22 protein-coding genes are annotated in these 24,689 nt (G+C 70.7%); 7 read left to right on the top strand and 15 right to left on the bottom strand.

From position 1 onward, the window contains the following. The first annotated feature begins 198 nt into the window (after positions 1 to 198). Positions 199 to 690, top strand: a complete 492-nt coding sequence (locus tag ACIQFY_RS14270; protein ID WP_400340649.1) for a GNAT family N-acetyltransferase — start codon at positions 199 to 201, stop codon at positions 688 to 690. A gap of 21 nt (positions 691 to 711) precedes the next feature. On the opposite strand, the gene ACIQFY_RS14265 is transcribed toward ACIQFY_RS14270, so the two are convergent. Further along, positions 712 to 3,177, bottom strand: a complete 2,466-nt coding sequence (locus ACIQFY_RS14265; RefSeq protein ID WP_400340648.1) for an ATP-dependent helicase — start codon at positions 3,175 to 3,177, stop codon at positions 712 to 714. A 119-nt stretch (positions 3,178 to 3,296) separates the two neighbouring features. Here ACIQFY_RS14265 and ACIQFY_RS14260 point away from each other — a divergent pair, with 119 nt between their 5' ends. Next, positions 3,297 to 3,830 (top strand): hypothetical protein, encoded by a 534-nt coding sequence (locus tag ACIQFY_RS14260; RefSeq protein WP_400340646.1) that lies wholly within the window; start codon positions 3,297 to 3,299, stop codon positions 3,828 to 3,830. On the opposite strand, the gene ACIQFY_RS14255 is transcribed toward ACIQFY_RS14260, so the two are convergent. Next, the gene (locus tag ACIQFY_RS14255) at positions 3,804 to 4,817 is read right to left on the bottom strand and encodes a glycerophosphodiester phosphodiesterase family protein (RefSeq protein ID WP_400340645.1); all 1,014 of its coding nucleotides are present in this window, start codon (positions 4,815 to 4,817) and stop codon (positions 3,804 to 3,806) included. The two genes, ACIQFY_RS14260 and ACIQFY_RS14255, sit on opposite strands and share 27 nt — an antisense overlap. A 113-nt stretch (positions 4,818 to 4,930) precedes the next feature. On the opposite strand from ACIQFY_RS14255, the gene ACIQFY_RS14250 reads away from it, so the two are divergent. Further along, positions 4,931 to 5,917 (top strand): DUF817 domain-containing protein, encoded by a 987-nt coding sequence (locus tag ACIQFY_RS14250; protein ID WP_400340643.1) that lies wholly within the window; start codon positions 4,931 to 4,933, stop codon positions 5,915 to 5,917. A gap of 113 nt (positions 5,918 to 6,030) precedes the next feature. After that, a complete protein-coding gene (locus tag ACIQFY_RS14245) occupies positions 6,031 to 6,906 on the top strand; it encodes a Bax inhibitor-1/YccA family protein (protein WP_400340642.1) in 876 nt (291 codons plus the stop codon). Positions 6,907 to 7,179: 273 nt separating this feature from the next. Here ACIQFY_RS14245 and guaA read toward each other — a convergent pair whose 3' ends face one another. The 5 genes from guaA to ACIQFY_RS14220 are packed head-to-tail and all read right to left on the bottom strand — an operon-like array spanning position 7,180 to position 12,085. Further along, positions 7,180 to 8,760, bottom strand: coding sequence for a glutamine-hydrolyzing GMP synthase (guaA, locus tag ACIQFY_RS14240; protein ID WP_251155216.1), 1,581 nt, complete (start codon positions 8,758 to 8,760; stop codon positions 7,180 to 7,182). Beyond that, positions 8,757 to 9,203 carry a DUF3817 domain-containing protein gene (locus ACIQFY_RS14235; protein WP_066656914.1) on the bottom strand — a complete coding sequence of 149 codons (447 nt, stop codon included), beginning with the start codon at positions 9,201 to 9,203 and terminating at the stop codon, positions 8,757 to 8,759. The genes guaA and ACIQFY_RS14235 overlap by 4 nt, the downstream gene beginning before the upstream one ends. Positions 9,204 to 9,212: 9 nt before the next feature. Continuing rightward, complete coding sequence (locus ACIQFY_RS14230; protein ID WP_066656915.1) at positions 9,213 to 10,022, bottom strand: SURF1 family cytochrome oxidase biogenesis protein; 810 nt, start codon at positions 10,020 to 10,022, stop codon at positions 9,213 to 9,215. A 5-nt stretch (positions 10,023 to 10,027) separates the two neighbouring features. Beyond that, positions 10,028 to 11,551: a cation:proton antiporter gene (locus tag ACIQFY_RS14225; RefSeq protein ID WP_400340639.1), complete on the bottom strand. Its 1,524-nt coding sequence runs from the start codon at positions 11,549 to 11,551 to the stop codon at positions 10,028 to 10,030. Between the two features lie 3 nt (positions 11,552 to 11,554). Continuing rightward, positions 11,555 to 12,085, bottom strand: a complete 531-nt coding sequence (locus ACIQFY_RS14220; protein ID WP_058728934.1) for a cation:proton antiporter regulatory subunit — start codon at positions 12,083 to 12,085, stop codon at positions 11,555 to 11,557. Between the two features lie 112 nt (positions 12,086 to 12,197). On the opposite strand from ACIQFY_RS14220, the gene ACIQFY_RS14215 reads away from it, so the two are divergent. Further along, positions 12,198 to 12,719, top strand: coding sequence for a hypothetical protein (locus ACIQFY_RS14215; RefSeq protein WP_209685309.1), 522 nt, complete (start codon positions 12,198 to 12,200; stop codon positions 12,717 to 12,719). A 102-nt stretch (positions 12,720 to 12,821) separates the two neighbouring features. On the opposite strand, the gene ACIQFY_RS14210 is transcribed toward ACIQFY_RS14215, so the two are convergent. The 7 genes from ACIQFY_RS14210 to ACIQFY_RS14180 all read right to left on the bottom strand — a co-directional run bounded on the left by ACIQFY_RS14210 (position 12,822) and on the right by ACIQFY_RS14180 (position 20,897). After that, positions 12,822 to 14,582 (bottom strand): glycerol-3-phosphate dehydrogenase/oxidase, encoded by a 1,761-nt coding sequence (locus ACIQFY_RS14210; protein ID WP_245172357.1) that lies wholly within the window; start codon positions 14,580 to 14,582, stop codon positions 12,822 to 12,824. A gap of 258 nt (positions 14,583 to 14,840) precedes the next feature. Beyond that, the gene (locus ACIQFY_RS14205; RefSeq protein WP_066656924.1) at positions 14,841 to 15,962 is read right to left on the bottom strand and encodes a GuaB3 family IMP dehydrogenase-related protein; all 1,122 of its coding nucleotides are present in this window, start codon (positions 15,960 to 15,962) and stop codon (positions 14,841 to 14,843) included. 150 nt (positions 15,963 to 16,112) lie between these two features. Further along, positions 16,113 to 16,298 carry a hypothetical protein gene (locus tag ACIQFY_RS14200; RefSeq protein ID WP_144411388.1) on the bottom strand — a complete coding sequence of 62 codons (186 nt, stop codon included), beginning with the start codon at positions 16,296 to 16,298 and terminating at the stop codon, positions 16,113 to 16,115. Positions 16,299 to 16,697: 399 nt separating this feature from the next. Continuing rightward, complete coding sequence (locus ACIQFY_RS14195) at positions 16,698 to 17,540, bottom strand: ABC transporter ATP-binding protein (RefSeq protein ID WP_066656928.1); 843 nt, start codon at positions 17,538 to 17,540, stop codon at positions 16,698 to 16,700. Next, positions 17,537 to 18,466 (bottom strand): ABC transporter ATP-binding protein, encoded by a 930-nt coding sequence (locus ACIQFY_RS14190; protein WP_066656931.1) that lies wholly within the window; start codon positions 18,464 to 18,466, stop codon positions 17,537 to 17,539. Before ACIQFY_RS14190 ends, ACIQFY_RS14195 begins: the two co-directional genes overlap by 4 nt. Then, entirely contained in the window at positions 18,459 to 19,445 is a 987-nt protein-coding gene (locus tag ACIQFY_RS14185; RefSeq protein WP_066656933.1) for a branched-chain amino acid ABC transporter permease, read from the bottom strand. The genes ACIQFY_RS14190 and ACIQFY_RS14185 overlap by 8 nt, the downstream gene beginning before the upstream one ends. Positions 19,446 to 19,457: 12 nt before the next feature. Then, positions 19,458 to 20,897: a branched-chain amino acid ABC transporter permease gene (locus tag ACIQFY_RS14180; RefSeq protein ID WP_400340636.1), complete on the bottom strand. Its 1,440-nt coding sequence runs from the start codon at positions 20,895 to 20,897 to the stop codon at positions 19,458 to 19,460. Positions 20,898 to 21,215: 318 nt separating this feature from the next. Here ACIQFY_RS14180 and guaB point away from each other — a divergent pair, with 318 nt between their 5' ends. Continuing rightward, entirely contained in the window at positions 21,216 to 22,718 is a 1,503-nt protein-coding gene (guaB, locus tag ACIQFY_RS14175) for an IMP dehydrogenase (RefSeq protein ID WP_066656935.1), read from the top strand. Between the two features lie 156 nt (positions 22,719 to 22,874). Next, on the top strand, positions 22,875 to 23,879 hold the full coding sequence (locus ACIQFY_RS14170) for a hypothetical protein (protein ID WP_400340634.1): 1,005 nt from the start codon (positions 22,875 to 22,877) through the stop codon (positions 23,877 to 23,879). Here ACIQFY_RS14170 and ACIQFY_RS14165 read toward each other — a convergent pair. Further along, positions 23,851 to 24,669 carry an SDR family oxidoreductase gene (locus ACIQFY_RS14165; protein ID WP_400340633.1) on the bottom strand — a complete coding sequence of 273 codons (819 nt, stop codon included), beginning with the start codon at positions 24,667 to 24,669 and terminating at the stop codon, positions 23,851 to 23,853. The genes ACIQFY_RS14170 and ACIQFY_RS14165 overlap by 29 nt on opposite strands. Between the last annotated feature and the right edge of the window lie 20 nt (positions 24,670 to 24,689).

The raw sequence follows: 24,689 nt of genomic DNA, 5'->3' as shown, positions 1-24,689 counted from the left end.
GTTGCTGTGCCGCGGGGCGGCGCTGCGTTCCGCACAACCGTGAGCACCTCGCGCCACGGAACCCCACGGCGCGACGTGCTCCGCGTTGTGCAGCGGCACGTCGAACCAGGACTCCGACATCGAACCAGCCGCCGGTGCTGGTTCGACGTCGGGAACGTGGTTCGACGCCGACGGCAGGGCCAGCGGTACCGTCGTCGGATGGGGACCACGCACGCGCTCACCGTCCGACCGGCCGACGTGCGAGACGCCGACGCGATCGCCGCCGTGCACGTGCAGGCGTGGCGCGAGGCCTACGCCCACCTCCTGCCGGCGGAGTTCCTCGCGGCCCTCGACGTCGATGCCCGCGCGGCACGATGGCGCGGGATCATCGCCGAGCCCGGTGTCGACGTGCTCGTCGCCACCGTCGGCGACGCGATCGTCGGCTGGGCGTCCGCGGGGCCCGGTCGCGGCGAGGCCCCACGGGACCGCGAGCTCGAGGGCATCTACGTCCTCGCTGCGCAGCACGGAGCGGGCGTCGGACAGGCGTTGCTCGACGCTGTGATCGGCACGGTGCCCGCATTCCTCTGGGTCGCCGACGGCAACCCGCGTGCCGAAGCCTTCTACCGGCGGAACGGCTTCGAGCGGGACGGCACCGTCAAGCACGAACCGATCGGCCTGCACGGGCTCGATGCGGTCCGGATGGTGCGCTGAGCACCGCCGCGCCCGCTGCCGTCAGAGCTTCTCGATCGGCGCGATCTTGATGAGCAACTTCTTGCGACCCGCGTCGTCGAAGGCGATCTCGGCGATGCGCTTCGCGCCCTGCCCGGTCACCGCGGACACCGTGCCCTCGCCGAAGTCGACGTGCTTGATGCGGTTTCCGGCGACGAGTTCCATGTCACCGTTGTCCCGGACCTGCCCGGACACCCGGTTCGCCCACTCGGTCTTCGGACGGGTCTTCGCCGCCGCGGCCGCACGGTCGTAGGAACCCCCGCCGAAGCCGCCACCGCCGCGGTAGCCACCGCCGCCCCCGCCGGCACCGCCGAAGCCACCCGGACCGCCACCGCGACGGGCGTTCAGCGCGCGCGGTTCGGTCCCCCCACGGCTGTTCGCCATGCCGGGCGACTGCTTCCACTCGATCAGTCCCTCGGGGATCTCCTGCAGGAAGCGGGACGGCATCGCCACGTTGACGTCGCCGAACTGCGCGCGGGTCATCGCCAGCGACAGGAAGAGCGACTTCTTCGCTCGGGTGATGCCGACGTAGAAGAGCCGGCGTTCCTCGGCGGGGCCGCCCGGCTCGTTCGCGGACATCCGGTGCGGCAGCAGGTCTTCCTCGACACCGGTGAGGAACACCGCGTCGTACTCCAGGCCCTTCGCCGTGTGCAGCGTCATGAGCGACACGGTGCCGGACGAGTCGTCGAGCTCGTCGGCCGCTGCGACCAGGGAGACCTCGGTCAGGAAGTCGGACAGGGTGCCCTCGGGGTTGTTCTTCTGGAACTCCCGCGTCACCGCCACGAGCTCGTCGATGTTGTCCGCACGCGCCGCGTCCTGCGCGTCGGGCGACTTCCGCAGGTTCTCGAGCAGCCCGGAGCCGTCGAGCAGCTGCGTGAGCGTGTCGACCACCGGCTGGGTGGCGGCGCGCGAAGCGACGTCGTCGAGCAGCGCTGCGAACGACGTGATCGCGGTCCGCACCTTCGGACCGAACCCGAGCTCGTCGGCGTGCCGCAGGGCGTCACGCATCGAGGTCTCGTGCTCGTCGGCGTAGCGCTGCAGTGCCGTCTCCGTCACGGCACCGATGCCGCGCTTGGGCACGTTGAGGATGCGCCGGAGCGACAGCGGATCAGCCGGGTTGGCGACGGTGATCAGGTACGCCATGGCGTCCTTGATCTCGGCACGCTCGTAGAACTTCGTGCCGCCGAGCACCCGGTAGGGGATCGCCGAGCGGATGAAGATCTCCTCGAGCGCACGCGTCTGCGAGTTGGTCCGGTAGAACACGGCCATGTCCCGGTACGACGTGCCCTCGTCGTGCAGGCGCTGGATCTCGTCGGCGACGAACTGCGCCTCGTCGTGGCCGGTGTACCCGGTGAAGCCGACGATCTTGTCGCCGGCCCCGACGTCGGTGAACAGGTTCTTCGCCTGACGGTCGAAGTTGTTCGCGATGACGGCGTTCGCAGCGTCGAGGATCGTCTGCGTCGACCGGTAGTTCTGCTCGAGCAGGATCACCTTCGAGTTCGGGAAGTCCCGCTCGAACTCGACGATGTTCCGGATGTCCGCGCCGCGGAAGGCGTAGATCGACTGGTCCGAGTCACCGACGACGGTGAGCGATGCCGGGGCGATCGACCCGTCGGCCTCGCGCATCCGGGCGACGTGCTGTCCGGTGTCCTCGAGCTTGTCGACCTGCTCGACGGGCACCGGGCGGGTGAGCTCGCGGATCAGGGCGTACTGCGCGTGGTTGGTGTCCTGGTACTCGTCGACCAGGACGAACCGGAAGCGGCGCTGGTAGAGCGCGGCGACCTCGGGGAACGCGCGGAACAGGAAGACGGTCTGCCCGATCAGGTCGTCGAAGTCGAAGGCGTTCGCCCGACGGAGCTCGTTCGTGTAGCGCCGGAACACCTCCGTGAACATGACCTCCTGCGGGTCGTTCACGTTGATGTTCCGGGCGTAGGTGTCGACGTCCTGCAGCTCGTTCTTGAGCTTCGAGATCTTCGACGACGCGGCGCCGACGGTCAGCCCGAGGGAGTCCGCCTCGAGCTCCTTGATGATCCGCTTGAGGAGCGCGCGGGAGTCCGCGGAGTCGTAGATCGTGAACGACTGCGGGAACCCGAAGCGCTCGGCCTCGCGCCGGAGGATCCGCACGCACGCCGAGTGGAACGTCGAGATCCACATGCCCTCGGCGGCCTGCCCGACCAGGGCCTGCACGCGCTCGCGCATCTCTGCGGCGGCCTTGTTCGTGAACGTGATGGCGAGGATCTGCGACGGCCAGGCCTCGCGGTTCGCCAGCAGCAGGGCGATGCGGCGGGTGAGCACGCTCGTCTTGCCCGATCCGGCACCGGCCACGATGAGCAGGGACTCGCCGCGGTACTCGACGGCTTCCTTCTGCTGGGGGTTGAGACCCGCGGTGAAGGGGTCGTCGTACCCGCCGGGGCGGTTGCCCGCGCCCGGCTCGGGGGACTGGTCGAAGGGGTCGAGCACGATCGTCATGACCGGGTCAGTCTAGGCGCGCCCTCCGACAGGCGCAGCGGCTGCGGTCCGTGGGCCGCGGGACACACTGCGACGCACCAGGACCGGGATCGGATCCGACGGCGGACAGGCTGTCGGGCATGGAGACGTGGACCGCAGGTGACGCCGTCGAGCTCGTCGAGCGGAGCTGGGTCTGGATGTCGTTCGTCACGACGCCCGTGACGATCACGCTCGGGGCCGGCTGGTCCTTCCTCGCCGACGGCGGCATCGGGAGACCCGAGGGCCCGCCCGCTCTCGCCCTCACGATCGTCCTCCTCGCCGTCGTCGCGGGGCTCGTGACCGTCGGGGGCGGGATCGTGGCGCTCCCCTGCACGTACGCACTCGGGTGGGCGCTCGCCCGGATCTGCGCCCGCCGCGGCGTGCACGTCGTCGCGCACGCACTGCTCGCCGGCGGCCTGGCGGCGCTCTGTGTCTGGGTGCTCGAGACGTACTGGTCCCACGCGTGGGCACCCTTCCCGGCCGTCCGCCTGCTCATCTCGGTCTCGGCTGCGGCCGCTGCTGCGATCGCCACCTGGCGGACCGTCCGCGCGACCGCGGCGGTGCAGCGACGTCGACTCCGCGGCGTGCGGACGTGCGGAGCTGACGGATCAGTCGGTGGCGCTCTCGACGAGTGACCGCGCCCGCACCGCCAGGTCCGGGTGGTCCGCGAACACCCCGTCCACCCCGGTCCGCACGACCGAGGTGAACCACCGCTCCCAGTCGCCGTGCGCTGCCACGTCGCCCCCGCGCCGCAGTGGCGCCGGCAGGAACCGGTTCTCCGGCCGGAGCGTCCACGTGTAGACGGCGAGCCCCGCAGCGTGCGCACGCTCGACGATGACGCTCCGGACCGGGCGCGGGTCGTCGAGGGCGACGCTGTCGACCCCCGCCATCAGGGTCTTCAGGTCGACGCTGATGCCGTGGAACTCCCCGGCGAACCCGGCCAGCGCGGCGTCCGTGCGCTCCGACGCCCACGAGGGAGCCGCCGATCCGTGGGCGGCGACCTCGTCCGCTGCGCTGCCACGGGCCTCCTGGAGGTACACGAGCCGACCACCCGTCCCCCGTGCGCCGAGCTGACGGAGCACCGTCTTCTCGAACGACTCGATCGTCAGCCGGTCGTCGTCACGCCACCCGGCGTCCCCGAGCGTGTCGTCGAGCAGCTGCGCCATCGGGAAGCCGGCCTGTTCGAAGAAGTGCGCGTGCTTGACCTCGGCGACGAGCCCGACCGGGCGTGGAGCCGCGTCGAGGATGCCGAGCAGGTCCTCGAGTCGCAGGACGCCGTCCTCGCCGTCGTGCGCCGCCGACGCCGGACGCAGCTGGGGAAGGCGCTCCCTGACCCGGAGCGTCCGCAGCTCGTCCCACGTGAAGTCCTCGGTGAACCAGCCCGTCACGCTCTGGCCGTCGACGGTCTTCGTCGTCCGCAAGTGTGCGAACCCGGGGTGGTCGGCGACGTCCGTCGTGCCGGACACCTCGTTCTCGTGCCGCAGCACGAGCACGCCGTCCTTCGTCGGCACGAGGTCCGGCTCGATCGCGTCGGCACCGAGCTCGACGGCCAGTTCGTAGGCACTCCGGGAGTGCTCCGGTCGGTGGCCGGAAGCGCCACGGTGGGCGATCACACGGGTCATGCGCCGAACCGTAGCCGCTCGACCCTGCCCGCAGGTGTCCTCACGGTGTGCCTGTGGACACATCCGTTCAGCCGTCGGCCCTCGTTCCCAGGCCGCCCGCGGAGGGTCGCTCCGTGACCGTCCGACACCTCTCCACCGCCGTCGAGGCCCGCATCGACCGCGCGGCCCGCCGCCTGCTCGACGCCGGGCACCAGCCGCACCGCCCGGGCCGTCTCGCCCTCACTGAGTTCCTGGTGTTCGGCGCGAAGCAGGCGTGGGCCTGCACGTTCGGGGCGCTGCTCCTCGCGACGATGGTCGTCGTGCACCTGACCGTGCCTCCCGGGGCCCGGAACGACGTCCTCACGATGTCCGCGGCGGCGATCCAGGTCGCGATGCTCGTGTTCGGCCTGGAGACGCTCCGGGAGCTCCGGGTGGTGCTGGTCTTCCACGTGGTCGGCACGGTGATGGAGGTCTTCAAGACCCACGTCGGGTCGTGGGGGTACGCGGGCGACGGCTGGCTCGTGGTGGCGGGCGTGCCGCTCTTCTCCGGGTTCATGTACGGCGCGGTCGGGTCGTACATGGTCCGGGTCGTGCGGCTGTTCGACCTGCGCTTCGACCGGTACCCGCGGCAGTGGTCGCTCGTGCTCGTCGCGGCGGGCATCTACGCAAACTTCTTCGGGCACCACTTCGTGTGGGACGCGCGGTACGTGCTGCTCGCCCTGGTCGTGGCCCTGTTCGCACGCACCACGATGCACGTCCGCGTGCACCGCGCGACGCTGCGGATGCCGGTCCTGCTCGCGATGGCCCTCGTCGCGCTGTTCATCTGGCTGGCCGAGAACGTCGCGACCTGGGCCGGCGCCTGGTCCTACCCGGCGCAGGCGGGAGCGTGGCAGCCGGTCGCGCCGACGAAGGTCGTCGCCTGGCTGCTGCTCATGGTCGTCTCGGTCGCGCTGGTCTCGTGGCTGTACCCGCAGGTCCGGTCGGCTCCGGCGGTCGCCGACCGACGGCGTGCGGGCACCGACCGGCCGGGAGGCGCGGCCCGACGCCGCCCCGCAGGCGCCCGTCCGGGGGTCGGCCAGCTCACGACGAGCTCGGGGCAGCCACGCAGACCGCGACCGTAGGCTCCCGGTGTCGGGACCACCGGGTCCCGCTTCCGCTCGCCGCGAATCCTCAGCCTTCCGCGACGGGGCGCCCCTAGGCTGAGAGGACGTAAATCTCCGAGGAAGAGGACACCATGGCCTTCAAGCCCGGTTTCGACCAGTCCCCCGCCTTCAACGACCAGGGCCGTGGCGCCTGGGGCGCCGGCGCTGGTCAGCAGCAGGCGGGCTGGGGACGCACCCCACAGCAGGGACAGTACCCGCAGCAGGGCGGCATGACGCCCGAGCAGCTGCAGTACATGTACGACCGCCCGACGGCGAGCCCGGTCGACACCGACCGCATGTCGTACGAAGACACCATCGTCAAGACGCTGCTCGCGTTCGGCGTGCTCCTCGTCGGTGCCGTCGCCGGCTGGAACCTGCCGCCGATCGTCTGGATCGTCGGCGCGATCGTCGGGTTCGTGCTCGCGCTCGTCAACACGTTCAAGAAGAAGCCGTCGCCGGGGCTCGTCCTGGCGTACGCGTTCTTCGAGGGCCTGTTCGTCGGCGGCATCTCGGCGGCGTTCAACACGATGTCGGACGGCATCGTCGCGCAGGCGGTGTTCGGCACCCTCGGCGTCTTCGCGGTCACGCTGCTGCTCTTCACGTCCGGCAAGGTACGCGCGACGCCGAAGGCGACCCGGTTCTTCCTCATCGCGATGGTCGGGTACCTGGTCTTCTCGCTCGTGAACATCGTCCTGCAGTTCACCGGCGTGACCTCGGGCTCGTTCGGTCTCCGCAGTGAGCCGAGCTTCCTGTTCGGCATCCCGTGGGGTGTCCTGATCGGCATCTTCGTCGTGATCATGGCGGCGTACTCGCTGGTCCTCGACTTCGACCAGATCAAGACCGGCGTCCAGCGCGGCGCTCCCCGGATCTACGCCTGGACCGCGGCGTTCGGCCTCATCGTCACCCTGGTGTGGCTGTACATCGAGATCCTGCGCATCCTGGCGATCCTGGCGAGCAACCGCGAGTAGCTCGCACCTGATCGACACGAAGGGCCCCGGCACACGCCGGGGCCCCTCGTCGTTCCCGGGCGGCGGGCACCGCCCCGACATGTTCTCGTCGCATGACCTGCCGCTCACCTCTCGCACGAGCGGCATGTCGTGCGACCGGAACGTCCGCTGGCGGCACGTCGTGCGACCGGTGCGGACCAACCGGGGCGACCCGGACGGGCTGAAAGCGGCACGGACACGCGGCGAGGGCCCGGCACGCAGTGCGTACCGGGCCCTCGGGGCGTCAGGGAGTGGTCACTCCCACTCGATCGTCCCCGGCGGCTTCGACGTGACGTCGAGCACGACGCGGTTCACGTCGGGGACCTCGTTCGTGATGCGGTTCGAGATCTTCGCCAGGGTGTCGTACGGCAGGCGCGTCCAGTCGGCGGTCATGGCGTCCTCCGACGAGACCGGACGGAGCACGATCGGGTGGCCGTAGGTACGACCGTCACCCTGGACGCCCACGGAACGGACGTCGGCGAGCAGGACGACCGGGCACTGCCAGATCTCCTCGTCGAGGCCGGCCGCGGTGAGCTCCTCGCGCGCGATCTTGTCCGCGGCCCGGAGCAGCTCGAGGCGGTCCTTCGTGACCTCGCCGACGATGCGGATGCCGAGCCCGGGGCCGGGGAACGGCTGGCGGCCGACGATGACCTCGGGCAGCCCGAGCTCGCGGCCGACGGCCCGCACCTCGTCCTTGAACAGGGTGCGCAGCGGCTCGACGAGCTCGAACGTCATGTCCTCGGGCAGGCCCCCGACGTTGTGGTGCGACTTGATGTTCGCGGTGCCGGATCCGCCGCCGGACTCGACCACGTCGGGGTAGAGCGTGCCCTGGACGAGGAACTTGACCTCTCCGGCATCGTCGTCGCCGCGCGCCTCGAGCACGAGGGCCTCGGCCGCCGCCTCGAACGTGCGGATGAACTCGCGCCCGATGATCTTGCGCTTCTGCTCGGGGTCGCTGACGCCGGCGAGGGCGTCGAGGAACTGCTGCTCCGCGTCGACCGTGACCAGGCGGACACCGGTCGAGGCGACGTAGTCCTCCTCCACCTGCTTGCGCTCGTCGGCGCGCAGGAGCCCGTGGTCCACGAAGACGCAGGTGAGCTGGTCGCCGACGGCCCTGTGCACCAGGGCTGCGGCGACGGCGGAGTCGACACCGCCCGAGAGCCCGGCGATGACGCGTGCCGAGCCCACCTGCGAGCGGATCCGCTCGACCTGCTCCTCGATGACGTTCGCCGAGTTCCAGTCACCCGGCAGCCCCGCGGCGCGGTGCAGGAAGTTCTCGAGCACGGCCTGGCCGTACGCGGAGTGCTTCACCTCGGGGTGCCACTGCACGCCGTAGAGCTTGCGCTCGTCGGAGGCGAACGCGGCGACCGGGGTCGAGGCGCTCGACGCGAGGACCGCGAAGCCCTCCGGGGCCTTCGCCACGGAGTCGCCGTGCGACATCCACGTGACCTGGGACTCGGGCTGGTCACCGAGCAGCACGCTGTCGGTGCCCGACACGGTCACGTCGGTGGCGCCGTACTCGCGGAGGCCGGTGTGCGCGACCTCGCCGCCGAGCGACTTCGCCATGGCCTGGAAGCCGTAGCAGATGCCGAGCACGGGGACGCCGAGGTCGAGGATCTCGCCGTCGAGGGACGGCGCACCGTCCTCGTACACGGACGACGGACCACCGGAGAGCACGATGGCCGCCGGGTCCTTCTCGCGGACCTCGTCCGCCGTGATCGAGTGCGGGACGATCTCGCTGTAGACGTTCGCCTCACGCACGCGCCGTGCGATCAGCTGGGCGTACTGCGCGCCGAAGTCGACGACCAGGACGGGGCGCTGTTCGGTCTCGCTCACCGAGCGGCCTCCTTCTCACGCTGCTGGGCAGCGGTCAGCTCGTGGTAGGTGTCCATGGCCTTCTGCTGCATGCGGTGCTCCACCACGAAGGACATGAACGGGATGATGCCGCCGAGGGCGATGAGCAGGAAGCGCGACGGCCTCCAGCGCATGATGCTCCACAGGCGGAAGTCCGTGAACAGGTACAGCACGTAGAGCCAGCCGTGCGCGATGAGGATCGCGATCGACAGGTTGAACGTGCCGGGTGCTTCGCCCGCGGTGCCGTTCGGCACGAAGAACGGGCCGTTGCCGAGCTGCATCTCGAGCTGCAGCGGCGTGTACTTGATGACGACCTCGATCACGAGCGCGAGCAGCAGCACGCCGGTGATGTACGCGGAGACGCGGTACCACTTCACCGCGCCCGGGATCTTCGGGATGTCACGCGTGCGGACGGTCAGGGCCATGGGTCGATCCTACCGGTGCGACCGGGCGGGCTCGGCGGGCTCCCCCGGGCTCCCGGCGGCGTCGGTGTCCGCGGCCGCGGCCTCGCGGGCGTCCTCCTGCTCGCGCTCCCAGGCGTCCTTCACGAACCGGTACCAGAGGAACACGGCGAACCCGGCGAACACGACCCACTCGATCGCGTAGAAGAGGTTGAGCCAGTCGAAGCGGACCTCGCGCGTCGGAGCACGGTCGGCGATGGTGCCGAGGTCGGCGGCCTTCGCGGTGGTGCCGTCGGCGACGACGTACCCGATGTACATCCGGTCGTCGAAGGCCTTCCAGGTGTTCACGAACCGGGCCGGGGCCACGGCCGAGTACTCACCCTTGCTGTAGGCGTCCTGGTCCGGGGACTCTGCCGGGTAGTAGCGCCCCTGCACCGTGAGCTCCTGGCCGTCGGTGAGGCGCTCGCCCCCCGCCTCGGCCTGTCGCCGCTGGTCGGACCAGCCGATGACGACCGGCAGGCTCGCACCGGTCTCCGTGTCGACGAGGTGTCCGATCGCCTGGTAGGTGCCGCCGCCGGACCGCCCGGTCAGGATCGTCGTGTCACCCGCGACGAACGTGCCCGTGACGGAGATGCGCTGCCCGGCGATGGACTCCGACGCCGCACGGCCGGGCTCGGTGACGTCCTCGAGGGCCTTGCGGGTCTCGGTCGTCGCCGGCAGGGGCTTGCCGTTCGCGATGCTCCGCTCGAGCTGCCACTTGCCGAGGCCCGCGAAGGTCCCGGCGAGCACGAGCGCCAGCAGGAGCAGTGCGATCCACCTCGGTCGTCGGGCTACGGCCCACATCTGTATCAGTACTCCGGATCGCGCTGGCGGACCGGGCGCTTCGGGCGCTCGGCAGGGATGTCCACCGGCGACGTCACGGGTTCGCTCGTCGTCGGCTCCGGTGACCCATTCTCGCGCTCTTCCCTGCCCGCAGCCTCCACGAGGGCGAACTCCTCGGCGAACTGGCGGTCCCGCTCGGCACGACGCGCGGCGGCCGCCGCGTCCTGGTCGGCGACGCCGGCCTCGGCGGCGGTGTCGATCGCCTCGTCGAGGGCCGGTCCGGCCGGGATCCCGACACCGGCAGCGCCGGCAGCGCCGTCCGTTCCCGATCGGCCCACGCCGCGGCCGAGCCGGTCGCGCAGGCGCTGGCGCAGCCGCGCCACCCGGGCGGGACGCACCACGAGGCGGCCGATCCGGTCCGAGTTGACGGCGAGCAGCGGACCCAGGACGGCCATCACGAGGACGTAGAGGCCCGCGAAGGCGGAGATCCGCGCCTCCAGGCCGGCGGCAGCCGAGAGCGTCGCGAGGATCAGCGCGAACTCGCCGCGGTTGACCAGGATCACCGCGGTGTTGATCCCCTGCTGGACGTTGAAGCCGTTCATGCGGGCGACGAGCTGCCCGGCGACGGCGTTCAGCACGATGGTCATGCCGATCGCGCCGAGGACGGGCCAGAGCACCTCGCCGAAGGTCGACAGGTCGAGTCCGAGGCCGAAGTTCACGAAGAAGAACGCCGCGAACACGTCGCGCATCGGGAGCGCCAGCTGCTCGATACGGTCCCGGTACCGGGTCGCACCGCAGAGCAGGCCGATCACGAACGCACCGATGGCGTCGGTCACGCCGAGCAGGTCACCGATGCCGCCGAACATCACCGCCAGCCCGAAGAACAGCACCGTGAACAGCTCGTCGTCGCGGGTGGCGAAGATCTTCGACACCCACTTGCCGGCGAACCGGGCGAGCGTGAACATGACGATGAGGAAGCCGAACGCGAGCGCGAGCTTGCCGACCACGGCCCAGAGGTTCGTATCGCCGGAGAGCACCACGGAGACGATCGCCAGGTAGATGGCGATGAAGACGTCCTCGATGACGGTGACGCCCAGGATCATCGGGGTCTCGTCGTTCGCCAGGCGCCGCAGCTCGATGAGCAGCTTCGTGACGATCGCACTCGACGACGTGGCCGTCATGCCCGCGATGATCAGGGCCTCTCGCGTGCCCCAGCCGAGCGAGAACCCGAAGGCGAACCCGACGCCCATGTTGATGGCGACGTACGTGCCGCCGGAGACCAGGAGCTTCCCGGCGTTGCCGTAGAACTCCTCCTGGTCGAACTCCAGCCCGAGGTTGAAGAGCAGGAGGATGAGCCCGAAGGTCGCGATGAGCTCGATCGTGTGCGACTCGACGTTGAGGCCGATCCACGGGGTGTGCGGGCTCGCGATGAGCCCGACCACCATGTAGATCGGGATGGCGGGCAGACCGATCGTCTTGCCCAGGCGCCCGAGCACGTAGGCGATGACGAAGAGCACACCGATGGTGAGCAGTTCGCCGCCGAGGTGCACGGGTCAGCTCCCGGGCGGCGCCTCGGCGGCAGCCGCCGCCAGCTGTCCGCTGCGGTAGAAGGAGAACGCCTTGGCGACCTTCTCGGGAGCGCCGGCGACGACGATGGTGTCACCGGGGAACACGACGAAGTCCGGCGAGGGCGCGGGGTTGGCACTGTCGCCGCGGACCACGGCGACGACGGTCAGGCCGATGAAGCCCGAGTCGTGCAGGTCGCCGAGGGGCTTGCCGGCGATGGCGTCCTCGTAGTCGACGCTGAACCAGTCGATCGACAGGCCGGGGATCTCGTCGAGCTTGTCGAGGCCCTCGGTGATCCGGGTACCGCCGAGCAGTTCGGCGAGGGTGTGCGCCTCGTCCTCGCTCAGGCGGAGCGAGACCTTCTCCGACTTGTCCGCGCCGTCGGAGACGTCGGCGAACGAGATGAGGTCGGAGTGCCCCGACCGGTGCGTGATGACACCGCACTTGCCACCGTCGTCGGTGTAGAAGCTGTGCAGCACGCCGACTCCGGGGAGTTTGACGCGATGGACGTCGACCATGATGGCTCCCTTGGTGAGTACCCCGATGATAACCACCGGGTGCGGCGGCCCATTCCACGGGTCATCCGGTCGGTGGACGCGTGCCGGTCCGGCCCGTCGCTAGCCTCGCCGCATGGGGAACACCGGGGGCCGTGCCCGCATCGTCGTCGCCGTCGTCGGGGTGGTGGTCGTCGCGGCCTACGCGGCGCTGCTGGCCGTGAACGCACTCGTGCTGGATCCGCTCGGCGCGGTGCCGGGGCGCTCGCTCGCGCAGATCTACGCGCGGGTGGACGTGGGCAACGACGTGGCGCAGGACGTCGTCGGCGTGCTCGTGGTCGCAGGGATCGGTGTGGGGCTGGCGCTCACCGCCGCGGTCGTCGGACTCGCGTCGCGGCTGCCGGCGACGACGATCGCGGTGCTGCACCTCGGCGTCCTCGCTGCGGGCGCCCTCGCGACGTTCCAGTCGGGCTTCTGGCTCGGCATGGACGTCGCTGACTCGTGGCCGACCGACGGCGCCGCGCACACGATCTGGTCCGGCGTGCTGTACCTGACGAGCACGGCGGCGGTCATCGCGATCCCGGCCGTGCTCGTCGGCACCGCCGTCCGGACCCGCACCCGCAACACGCAACGTCGGCGACAGCTCGCAGCGGAGTAGCGCTGCGCGGAACCGCCGAGGTTGCGTTTCGCGGGAGGGACGCGGCGAGGCGACGGACGGGAGGCGCATGGCGGGGCCGCCACGCGCCTCCCGTCCGGTGACCTACCGCGGTTCGCTCGTCTTCTCGCCCTCGACCTGCTCGTCCGTCGCCTTCGCGCCGTCGGCACCGCTCGACCGGCCACCGCCGACCACCACGTCGTCCTCGTCGAAGCCGAACGCGATGTCCGGCGCCTCGAGGCGCACCCGGTCGGCCGACTCGTCGTCGGGCTGCAGCTGCGACTCGCGCTCGGCGGCGACGCGCTTCAGGTAGTTCGACACCTCGTGCTCGGTCGTCTCCTGGTCCCACCCGAGCACGCCGGCCATGAGCTTCGCGGCGACCGGGGCCGCCTCTTCTCCGCGGTCCCACGCCTCGATCGAGATGCGGGTGCGGCGAGCGAGGACGTCCTCCAGGTGCAGGGCGCCCTCGTGCGAGGCCGCGTAGACGACCTCGGCACCGATGTAGTCGTCCGCCTGCGGCAGCGGCTCGGCGAGCGACGGGTCCTGCTCGACGAGCTGCAGCACCTCGGTGGCCTGGGTTCCGTACCGGTTGAGCAGGTGCTCGATCCGGACCTTGTGCACGCCGAACTGCCGAGCGGTGCGCCCGCGACGGTTCCAGGCCGCCGGGTAGCCCTCGGCACCGACCAGCGGGATGTCCTCGGTCGTCGACGCCGGGATCTTGCCGTCCATCGCCGCGACCGCCTCGTCGATGGCGTCCTTGCCCATCACGCGGTAGGTCGTCCACTTGCCGCCCGCGACCACGACCAGGCCCGGAGCGGTGTGCGCGACGACGTGCTCACGGCTGAGCTGCGACGTCTGGTCCGACTCCCCCGCCAGCAGCGGTCGGAGGCCGGCGTAGACGCCCTCGACGTCCTCGCGGGTGAGCGGCACCGCGAGGACCTTGTTCACGTGCTCGAGGATGTAGTCGATGTCCGCCGCGGTCGCCGCCGGGTGCGCCTTGTCGAGGTTCCAGTCGGTGTCCGTCGTGCCGACGAGCCAGTGCCGGCCCCACGGGATGACGAAGAGCACGCTCTTCTCGGTGCGGAGGATCATGCCGGTGTTCGACTGGAAGCGGTCGCGCGGGATCACGAGGTGCACGCCCTTCGACGCCCGCACCTTGAACTGCCCGCGGGTGCCGACCATCGCCTGGGTGTCGTCGGTCCAGACGCCCGTCGCGTTCACGACCTGCTTCGCCCGGATGTCGAACTTCTCGCCGGTCTGGATGTCGTGCGCGTGCGCCCCGACCACCCGCTCCCCGACCTTGATGAACCCCTCGATGCGGACCCGGCTCGCAGCGTGCGCGCCGTACGACGCTGCGGTGCGCACGAGCGACGCGACGTAGCGGGCGTCGTCGACCTGGGCGTCGTAGTAGGTCATGCCGCCGACGAAGGCGTCCTTCTTCAGGCCGGGCATGTTCTTGAGGACCTGCTTGCGGCTGAGGTGCCGGTGGTGCGGGACCCCGGGCGGACGACCGCCGGACCAGCTGAACACGTCGTACATCGCCATGCCGATGCCGATGTAGAAGCGCTCCCACACGCGGTGGTTGAGCGGGTAGAGGAAGCGAACGGGCTTCACCAGGTGCGGAGCGATGCGCTGCAGCAGCAGGCCGCGTTCGATCAGGGCCTCGCGCACGAGCGCGAAGTTCAGCTGCTCGAGGTAGCGGATGCCGCCGTGCACGAGCTTCGACGAGCGGCTCGACGTCCCCGAGCCCCAGTCGCGGGCCTCGACGATGCCGACGCTCAGGCCGCGGGTGACGGCGTCGAGCGCGCTGCCACCGCCGACGATGCCGCCGCCGACCACCAGGACGTCGAGCTCCCGGGTCTTCATCGCCTCGATCGCGGCGGCGCGCTCCTCCGGACCGAGCTTGGCCGCCGGGTCGAAGCCGACGCTCGCGCTCGGTGCCGTGGCATGCCGGGCGTCCTCGACGGTGCTCTCGGCACCTGCGCTCGTCGCGTCCGTGCTGGTCTGCGTGGTGCTGCTGGCTGGCTTGGCCATCGTCGCCTCCGTGCGGGTTGCGCGCACGGAGCCGGCCTCCGCGCACGGGAGCGCCGAGGCGTCACCCGTGCGGGAGCACGGGTGCCACCGTCACTGCTGGTGGTACGGCGCCACGACCACTTCTACTCGCTGGAACTCCTTGACGTCGGAGTATCCGGTGGTGGCCATCGACCGACGCAGCGCACCGACCAGGTTCGCGCGGCCGTCCCACGACGGCGTCGGCCCGTTCAGCACGTTCTCGAGCGGGGCGATCTGCCCGACCTCGACCCGACGACCGCGGGGCAGCTCGGCGTGGTGTGCCTCGGCACCCCAGTGGAAGCCACCACCAGGGGCCTCGGTCGCGCGGGCCAGTGCGGTGCCGAGCATGACGGCGTCCGCGCCGACCGCGATCGCCTTGACGATGTCGCCGGCGGTGTCGAGCCCGCCGTCCGCGATGACGTGCACGTAGCGGCCGCCGGACTCGTCCATGTAGTCGCGTCGGGCACCGGCGACGTCGGCCACCGCGGTCGCCATCGGCGCGTGGATGCCGAGGGCGGCGCGGGTCGTCGAGGCCGCTCCGCCGCCGAAGCCGACGAGCACGCCCGCGGCACCGGTGCGCATGAGGTGCAGCGCCGACGTGTACGTCGAGGCACCGCCCACGATGACCGGCACGTCGAGCTCGTAGATGAACTTCTTGAGGTTGAGCGGCTCCTGGTTCTGGGAGACGTGCTCCGCCGAGACCGTCGTGCCGCGGATGACGAACAGGTCGACACCGGCGTCGACGACGGTCTGCGAGAACTCCTGCGTGCGCTGCGGGCTGAGCGAACCGGCGACCGGCACCCCGGCGGCACGGATCTCGGCCAGGCGCGCGGTGATCAGCTCGGCCTTGACCGGCTCGGAGTAGATCTCCTGCATGCGCTTCGTGACGTTGCCGTCCGTGAGGGTCTTGATCTCCTCGTAGTACGGCGTCGGGTCCTCGTACCGGGTCCACAGGCCCTCGAGGTCGAGCACGCCGAGGATGCCGAGCTCGCCCATCTGGATGACCGTCGCCGGCGAGGACACCGAGTCCATCGGCGCCGAGAGGATCGGCGACGCGAAGGTGAACGCGTCGATCGACCACTGCACGCTCACGTCGTGCGGGTCGCGGGTGCGCCGCGAGGGGACCACCGCGATGTCGTCGAACGCGTACGCCCGACGGCCGCGCTTGCCTGCACCGATCTCGACTTCAGTCACCGGGCAAGCCTAGCGGGCGGGGTCCCGGAGTGGGACGGGTGGACGGTGCAGGGCGACGCCGTACCGGTGGGGGCACGGTGCTGGGGCTGGTGCGGGTGCTGGTGCTGGTGCGGGTGCTGGTGCGGGTGCTGGTGCTGGTGCTGGTGCTGCTCAGCGTCGCGGTCGTGTCCGTCGCTTCCGCAGGGCCCGGAGGACCAGGCCGAGCAGGAGCGCGAGCACGACGAGCACCGCGAGCAGGGCGGCGGCGACCTTCACCAGCAGTGCGGCGCCCACGAAGAGCACGGCGAAGACGACCCAGACGAGGGCGTCTAGCACGAGGGGGCCGGGGGTCCGCACGTGCGTCACGCTAGCCGACGGACGGGGAGCCGGCGTGCGCGGGCCGAGCCGGCGGGGCGGGGGTGGGTCGCGCCTCCCGGCCGGGCCGGACGCAGGTGGCGGCGGCGGGACGCCGGACGCCGGCGCCGACGCGAGACGCGAGACGCCCCGGTCGACGCGAGACGCACCCGGATCCGGCGGCGTCTCGGTGGGTCCGCGGCGTCTCGCTGACACGCCGGCGTCCCGGCACGACGACCGCGACGACCACCACGACCGCCACGTCCGCGACGACCACGGCGCCGCCCCAGGCCTGACGACGCCCGGGCGTGAGGACGGGGCCGCGCGGCGCATCAGCAGCCTGCGCGGCCCCGTCGGGGTGCGGGTACCACCCCCACAGCAGTACCCGCGGGTCGACCCCGCTCAGCGAGCGGAGTCGACGTCCTTGGCGAGCGTCCCCAGGTAGAGCTCGATGACCTTCGGGTCGTCGGCGAGCTCACGCCCGGTGCCCGAGTACGCGTTCCTCCCCTGGTCGAGCACGTACCCACGATCGCAGATCTGCAGACAGCGTCGCGCGTTCTGCTCGACCATGATGATCGACACCCCGGCCTTGTTGATCCGGCGCGTGCGGATGAACGTCTCGTCCTGGCGCACCGGCGACAGGCCCGCGGAGGGCTCGTCGAGCAGCAGCACCTTCGGGTCCATCATCAGCGCGCGGGCCATCGCGACCGACTGCCGCTCACCTCCCGACAGCGAGCCCGCCCGCTGCGTCCGCCGCTGTCCGAGGACCGGGAACAGGTCGTAGATGACCTCGAGCCGCTCGGCGAACTTCTTCGGGCGCAGGTACAGGCCCATCTGCAGGTTCTCCTCGATCGAGAGCGAGGGGAACACGTTGTTCGTCTGCGGGACGAAGCCGACGCCGGCCTGGACGAGCTTGTTCGCCTTGAGGTTCGTGATGTCCTCGCCCTGCAGGGAGACCGAGCCCTCGCGGATCGACACCAGGCCGAACAGCGCCTTGAGGAGCGTCGACTTGCCGGCACCGTTCGGACCGATGATGCCGATGAGCTCGCCCGGGTAGCAGTCGAGGTCGCAGCCGTTGAGGATGTTCACGCCCGGCAGGTACCCCGCGACGAGGTTCTTCGCGGTCAGGACGGGCTCGCCGCGGTCGATCGTCGCGGTTGCGCTCGTCGCGCTCGTCGCGCTCGTCGCACCCGTCGTCGGACTGGAGGCGCGGCCCGCGTCAGCTGCGTTCGTTGCGTCGGTCATCGGGTCGCCTCCTGCTCGTCCTGCTTGCGGTCGTCCGCCTTCGGGTGGTCGTCCGCTGCTTCCTCTTCGGCCACCTCGTCGGCCAGCTCCTCGTAGGTCTCCTCGGTGAGGAGCGAGTCGTCGCCCAGGTCGGTGTCGTGGTGCGCACCGAGGTACGCGTCGATGACGGCGCGGTCGTCCATCACCGTGTCGGCCGGGCCCTCGGCGACGACCTTGCCCTCGGCCATCACGACCACCCAGTCGGAGATGTGCCGGACCATGTGCATGTCGTGCTCCACGAAGAGCACGGTCATGCCGTCGTCGCGCAGCGACTGGATGTGTCCGAGCAGCGACTGGGTGAGCGCGGGGTTCACGCCCGCCATCGGCTCGTCGAGCATGATCATCGTCGGGTCGGACATCAGCGCGCGGGCCATCTCGAGGAGCTTCCGCTGCCCGCCCGACAGGGAACCGGCGTAGTCGTCCTGCTTCTCGAGGAGCTTGAAGCGGGCGAGCAGGTCCTCGGCCTTGGCGGTGATCTCGCGCTCGCGCTTCCGCCACAGCGCCGGGACGAGGCCGACGAAGAAGTTCTCGCCCGGCTGGTCGCGAGCGCCGAGCAGCATGTTCTGCATCACGGTGAGGCGGCTCAGCGCCTTCGTGAGCTGGAACGTGCGGACCATGCCCTTGTTGGCGATGTGCGTCGCGCTCGTCTTCTGCAGCGTGTCGCCGTTGAAGCGGGTCGTCGCGCCGGGGCTCGGCTTGTCGAAGCCGGTCAGCAGGTTGAAGAACGTCGTCTTGCCGGCACCGTTCGGGCCGATCAGGGCGGTGATGGTGCCGCGCTGCACCTCGAGGTGGTCGACGTCGACCGCGGTCATGCCGCCGAAGTGCCGGGTGACGCCGTCGACCGTCAGGATCGGGTCGGACTTCGTGTGGGTGTAGGTCTCAGACACTGAACGACAGCTCCTTCTTGTTGCCCAGGAGTCCCTGTGGCCGGAACACGATGAGGAGCATGAGCGCGACGCCGACGAGCACGTAGGAGAACTGCTCCGCCTGCTGCGCGTTCATGATCGAGTCGGGGATGAAGTCCCCGGCGAGGGTGCGGACGAAGAGCCGCACGACGAAGAACAGGATCGCTCCGAGCACCGGACCGAACACGGTCGCGGCACCGCCGAGGATCAGCGCGGTCCAGATGAAGAACGTCATGGAACGGCCCATCGCGTCCGGCTGCACGGAACTCGGCAGCACGTAGATCACCCCGGCGAGCGCACCGAGCGCACCGCCGAACACGAGCGCCTGCATCTTGTACGAGTAGACGTTCTTCCCGAGGGACCGCACGGCGTCCTCGTCCTCGCGGATGGCCTTCACGACGCGACCCCACGGGCTGCGCATGAGCAGGAAGAGCACGAGGGTGAAGAGCGCCACGAGGCCCCAGGCCGCGATGCGGATCCACCAGCCGTTGACGCCGTTGTTCGAGTACGTGAACCACAGGATGCTCGTGGTGCCGTCGGGCAGCGGGCTGAGGGCGTTGAACGGGTCGCGGTAGCTCGACCCGGCGATGCCGTTCGAGCCGCCGGTGGTGTTCGTCAGCAGGCTGGAGCGTCCGACCATGCGGATGATCTCGGCGCCGGAGATCGTCACGATCGCCAGGTAGTCGCCGCGCAACCGCAGGGTCGGGATGCCGAGGATGACGGCGAACACGATCGCGACCGCCAGGGCGACGAGCACCGCCATGACGAAGGGCAGGCCGTTCGTGATCGAGATCGCGAAGCCGTAGGCGCCGAGCAGCAGGAACGCCGCCTGGCCCATGTTGATCAGTCCGGTCAGACCGAAGTGCACGTTGAGGCCGATCGCGGCCAGGGCGAACGCCGCCGTGGTGGGGGCGAGGGCCTCCTGCGTCAGCGAGGACAGCAGGTTCAGGATGTAGTCCATGTCGGTGCTCCCTTAGCCGATGCGCTCGGCGCGACCGAAGATGCCCTGCGGCCGGAACAGCAGGATGAGGATGAGGATCACGAGGGCCGTGGCGTACTTGAAGTCACCCGGCAGCACGAGGTTCGTGAGCTCGACGACGATGCCGATGATCATCGAGCCGACGAGGGCGCCGTACGCGGTGCCGAGACCACCGAGCGTGACGGACGCGAACATGAGCAGCAGCAGCTGGAGGCCGGTCTGCCAGTTCACGCCGTTGAGCACCAGGCCGAGCATCACGCCGGACAGGCCCGCGAGGCCGGCGGCGAGCGTCCACACGAAGCGGATGACGCGGTCGACGTCGATGCCGGACGCCGCGGCGAGCGCCGGGTTGTCCGACACGGCGCGGGTGGCACGGCCGAAGCGGGTCTTGGCCAGGAACAGGCCCGTGCCGACGAGCACGACGAGCGCGATGCCCATCGCGACGTAGGACTGCACGGTCAGCGTGAGGCCGGCGAAGGTCACCGTCTCCGGGTTGCCCTGCTGGATGCGGACGGTCGAGGCGCCGAAGAAGTACTGGAAGGCGTACTGCGCGGCGATCGACAGACCGATCGTGACGATCATGAGCTGGGTGAGGCTGATCCGTCGGCGGCGCAGTGGCCGCCAGATCGCGGCGTCCTGCAGGTACCCGGTCGCCGCACAGAGCAGCGTGACGACGATGCCGGTCACCCAGATGTTCCAGCCGAGCTGGTTCGCGAAGACGTAGGCGAGGAGACCGCCGAGGGTCACCTGCTCACCGTGCGAGAAGCTCGACAGGCCGGTGGTGCCGTAGATGAGCGACAGGCCGACCGACGCGAGGGCGATGAGGAGCCCGAGGCGGATGCCCGACGCGAGCTGCTGCCAGGCGCGTGCGGCGCTGACGCTGCTCGTGTCGTCGCTGGTCGTGGCGCCCTGCTGGTCGGACAGCTGGAAGATCTGACCGACGTTGGCGTTGAGCGTGGCGTTCACCTTGCGCTCGGCGTCGGCGGCGTTCGTCAGGTACTGCCCCTTCGGCAGCGAGTCCTGGTCGACGCTGACGGTGTACTGCCCCGCCGTCGTGACGGACACCGACCAGCGACCGGTGTCGTCGGTGGTCGCCGTCTGCGCGAACCCGCCGGCCCCGGCGACGTCGACGTCGACCCCGGTCGCGGGCTTCCGCTCGGAGTCGAGGATGGTGCCCCGGATGCAGCCGTTCGTGGGGCTGACCGTGCAGGGGCCGGAGCTCGCCGGTGCGCCCGGTGCGCCGGTGCTCGGGCTGCTGCTGGCGGAGGGACTGCTCGTCGCCGCGTCGGCTGCGGGCGACACTGCCCAGTCGACCGCGAAGGTGGCGAGGAAAGCGAGGAAGAGTACTGCGGCGAGGACCAGGCGGTTGCGACCTGGTGCCCCACGGCGGAATCGGCGCATGAGCGCTGACCCCGGCGGAGTGATGGAACCCACGGATGAGCCTCTCGTTCGGATAGTCGAGGACCATAGGGATTTTTTGTGTCCCCCGTGTTTCCAGCACGTCTCCTGCACAAATCGTGCTGCATTCGTGACCGAGACCCCCTCGATCCGCGGAAATCCGCCCGTCCAGCCGGTACAGGACTCTCAGGAACGGGTCGGTGGACCGCTGTCGGTCCGCGCGCGGCGCCCGCCGAGCCCGGACGGTCGGGGGACGACGGAATGGCGGGAGTGTCGCGCGCGTTACCATGGCCCATCGGGAACCCGACGACGCGCCCCGGTGCCACCACTTCACCTCGCCCACGAAGGGGAACCATGGACCAGCCGGATCCGTTCGGATTCATCGGACTCACGTACGACGACGTCATGCTCCTGCCCGGGCACACCGACGTCATCCCGAGCGAGGCGTCCACGACGTCCCGGCTCACGAAGCGCATCGACGTGCACGTCCCGCTGCTGTCGGCGGCGATGGACACCGTGACCGAGGCGCGCATGGCGATCGCGATGGCCCGTCAGGGCGGCATCGGCATCCTCCACCGCAACATGTCCATCGCGGACCAGGCGGCGTACGTCGACAAGGTCAAGCGGTCCGAGTCCGGCATGATCACCAACCCCGTGACGACGACCCCGGACGCGACCGTGGCCGAGGTCGACGCCGTCTGCGGGCAGTTCCGCGTCTCCGGGCTGCCGGTCGTCGAGTCGGACGGCACCCTCGTCGGCATCATCACGAACCGTGACATGCGCTTCGTCGCACCGTTCGAGACGGCGACCACCCTCGTCCGCGACGTCATGACCAAGGCGCCCCTCATCACCGCGCCCGAGGGCATCGACCCCGAGGACGCCGTCGCGATCTTCGCGCAGCACAAGATCGAGAAGCTCCCGCTCGTCGACGCCGACGGCAAGCTCCGCGGCCTCATCACCGTCAAGGACTTCGACAAGAGCGAGAAGTACCCGGACGCCACGAAGGACGACGAGGGCCGCCTGCGCGTCGGCGCCGCGATCGGCTTCTTCGGCGACGCCTGGCAGCGCGCCGAGGCCCTGCGCGACGCGGGCGTGGACGTGCTCGTCGTCGACACCGCCAACGGCGAGAGCGAGGGCGTGCTCGACATGGTCCGCCGCCTGAAGGCCGACCCGTCGTTCGCCGGCATCGACGTCATCGGCGGCAACGTGGCGACCCGACAGGGCGCGCAGGCGCTCATCGACGCCGGCGTCGACGCCGTCAAGGTCGGCGTCGGGCCGGGCTCGATCTGCACCACCCGCGTGGTCGCCGGCGTCGGCGTCCCGCAGGTCACCGCCGTGTACGAGGCGTCGCTCGCCGCGCGTGAGGCCGGCGTGCCGGTCATCGCCGACGGCGGTCTGCAGTACTCGGGCGACATCGCGAAGGCCCTGGTCGCAGGCGCTGACACCGTCATGCTCGGGTCGCTCCTCGCGGGCACCGACGAGAGCCCGGGCGAGCTCGTCTTCGTCGGCGGCAAGCAGTACAAGGCGTACCGCGGGATGGGCTCCCTCGGCGCACTGCAGACCCGCGGCGAGAAGACCTCGTACTCGAAGGACCGCTACTTCCAGGCCGACGTCCCCTCGGACGAGAAGCTCATCCCCGAGGGCATCGAGGGCCAGGTCCCCTACCGCGGCTCGGTGGCGAACGCCGTCTACCAGCTCGTCGGCGGACTGCGGCAGTCGATGTTCTACGTCGGTGGCCGCACGGTGCCGGAGCTCAAGGCCCGCGGCAAGTTCGTCCGCATCACCGCGGCCGGGCTCAAGGAGTCCCACCCGCACGACATCAAGATGGTCGTCGAGGCCCCGAACTACCGCGGCTGACCCCGGTCTCCTCCCTTCCGCAAGACGCAACGTCGGCGGTTCGTCGCAGCGCTACACCGCTGCGAGGGGCCGCCGACGTTGCGTTTCGCGGAGGGGTTGTCCACAGATCCGGACGACGGCGCTCGATTGCGCCTGTGCTCGTCGAGGCTCGGGCGCATGCACGAGCCACTGCCCCTCGTCCTCCTGACGTCCGACGACCGTGCCGCACAGCAGGCCGTCCGGCACGGTGAACTCGTCCGGGTCACCCACGGCGTCGCGGTCGACGCCCGGGGCTGGCGAGCAGCCACCGTGCCCGAACGGCAGCGGGTCGAACTCGAGGCCGTCATCACGACGGTGGGCGAGTGGCGCGTGCTCTCGCACCGCTCGGCAGCGCTGCTCTGGGGGCTCCCCGACGTCGACCGTCCGGACCGGCGGGTCCACGCCACCGATCCCCTGCTCGGGACGACGCACTCGGGGCGTCGGGTCGTCCGGCACGCAGCCGCGCTCGAGGACGACGAGGTGACGGACGTGGACGGGCGCCGCGTGACCACTCCGCTGCGGACGGTCGTCGACGTCGTGCGGAGCACCTCCTACGAGCACGGGGTCGCGGTGCTCGACCACGTGCTGCGTGAACACCTGCTCGAGGCCGACGAGATCCGCCGGGCGTTCGCCGCGTGGCCGACGCCGCGGGGCATGACCAAGGCGCGGCGAGCGCTGCGGTTCGCCGATCCCCGTGCCGAGTCGCCGGGCGAATCGGTCAACCGGGTCCGGCTGGACGAGGACGGCTTCCCACCGCCCGTCCTGCAGCAGGCGTTCGGCCGGTTCCGGGTCGACTTCTGGTGGCCGCGCGCCGGGATCGTCGGCGAGTTCGACGGTCTCGAGAAGTACGACGGCCCGGACGCCGTCCGCCGTGAGAAGGCCCGCGAGCAGGTACTCCTGCTCCGACCGGAGGTCCGTCGCGTCGTGCGGTGGGGGGGTGGTCGGAGGTGCGCACCCCGGGACGCCTGCAGATCGTGTTGCGCACCGCGGGCCTCCCGACCGGCGCATGACGGCAGTCCCCGCAAGACGCAACCTCGACGGCTGCTCGCAGCGGCACAGCGCTGCGAGCAGACGCCGAGGTTGCGTTTCGCGGAGAGCCGCCGCCCCCGCCGCCCTACGCGCTCCGCCAGTCGTCGGAGGTGATGTGGCTGCCGCCGTGGGGGCCCATCTGGAGCATGCCGCCGTCGACGGGCAGGGACACCCCCGTGATGTACGACGACGCGGGGCTGGCCAGGAACGCCACCGCGGCTGCGATCTCCCACGCGTTGCCCGGCCGGCCGAGCGGGACCCCCGGCCGGGAGATCGTGTGCGGGTCCTCGTCCTCGGCACCGGTCATCCGGGTCGCGATCTCGCCCGGCGCGACGGCGTTGGCCGTGATCCCGGACGGAGCGAGCTCGATCGCGATCGTCTTCAGGAGCCCACCGAGCCCGTGCTTCGCTGCGTCGTACGCGCTCGACCCGTACCGGGGCTGGTGCTCGTGGACGCTCGTGATGCCGATGATCCGCCCGCCGGTGCCCTGTCCGACCATGTGCCGCGCTGCTGCCTGGATCGTGACGAACGCCCCGTCGAGGTCGGTGGCGACGGTGTGCCGCCACTGCTCGAGCGTGATGTCCAGGAACGGCGCGTTGTCGCCCGTGCCCGCATCGGCGACGATCACGTCCACACCGCCGAGCTGCGCCACGAGGCGTTCGATCACGGCGCCCGCCTGGTCGAGCTGCGTCACGTCGATCTGCTCGGCGAAGGCCTGCCGTCCCGCCTGTCGGACCTCGGCGGCGGTCTCCTCGGCGCGCTCGGGCTCGGACAGGTAGGTGATGCCGACGTCCATGCCGGCGGCAGCGAGCGCCACCGCGGTGGCCTTGCCGATGCCGGACTCGGCGCCGGTGACGATCGCGCGCGTGGGACGGAAGGTGGTGGTGGAAGCTGCGTCGCTCATGGGCCGGACCGTACGCGCGA

This window comes from Curtobacterium sp. NPDC092190 (assembly GCF_044755625.1).
Lineage (GTDB): Bacteria > Actinomycetota > Actinomycetes > Actinomycetales > Microbacteriaceae > Curtobacterium.
Note: the sequence above shows the minus strand (reverse complement) of the source record. Positions and strands in the feature narration are given on the sequence as shown.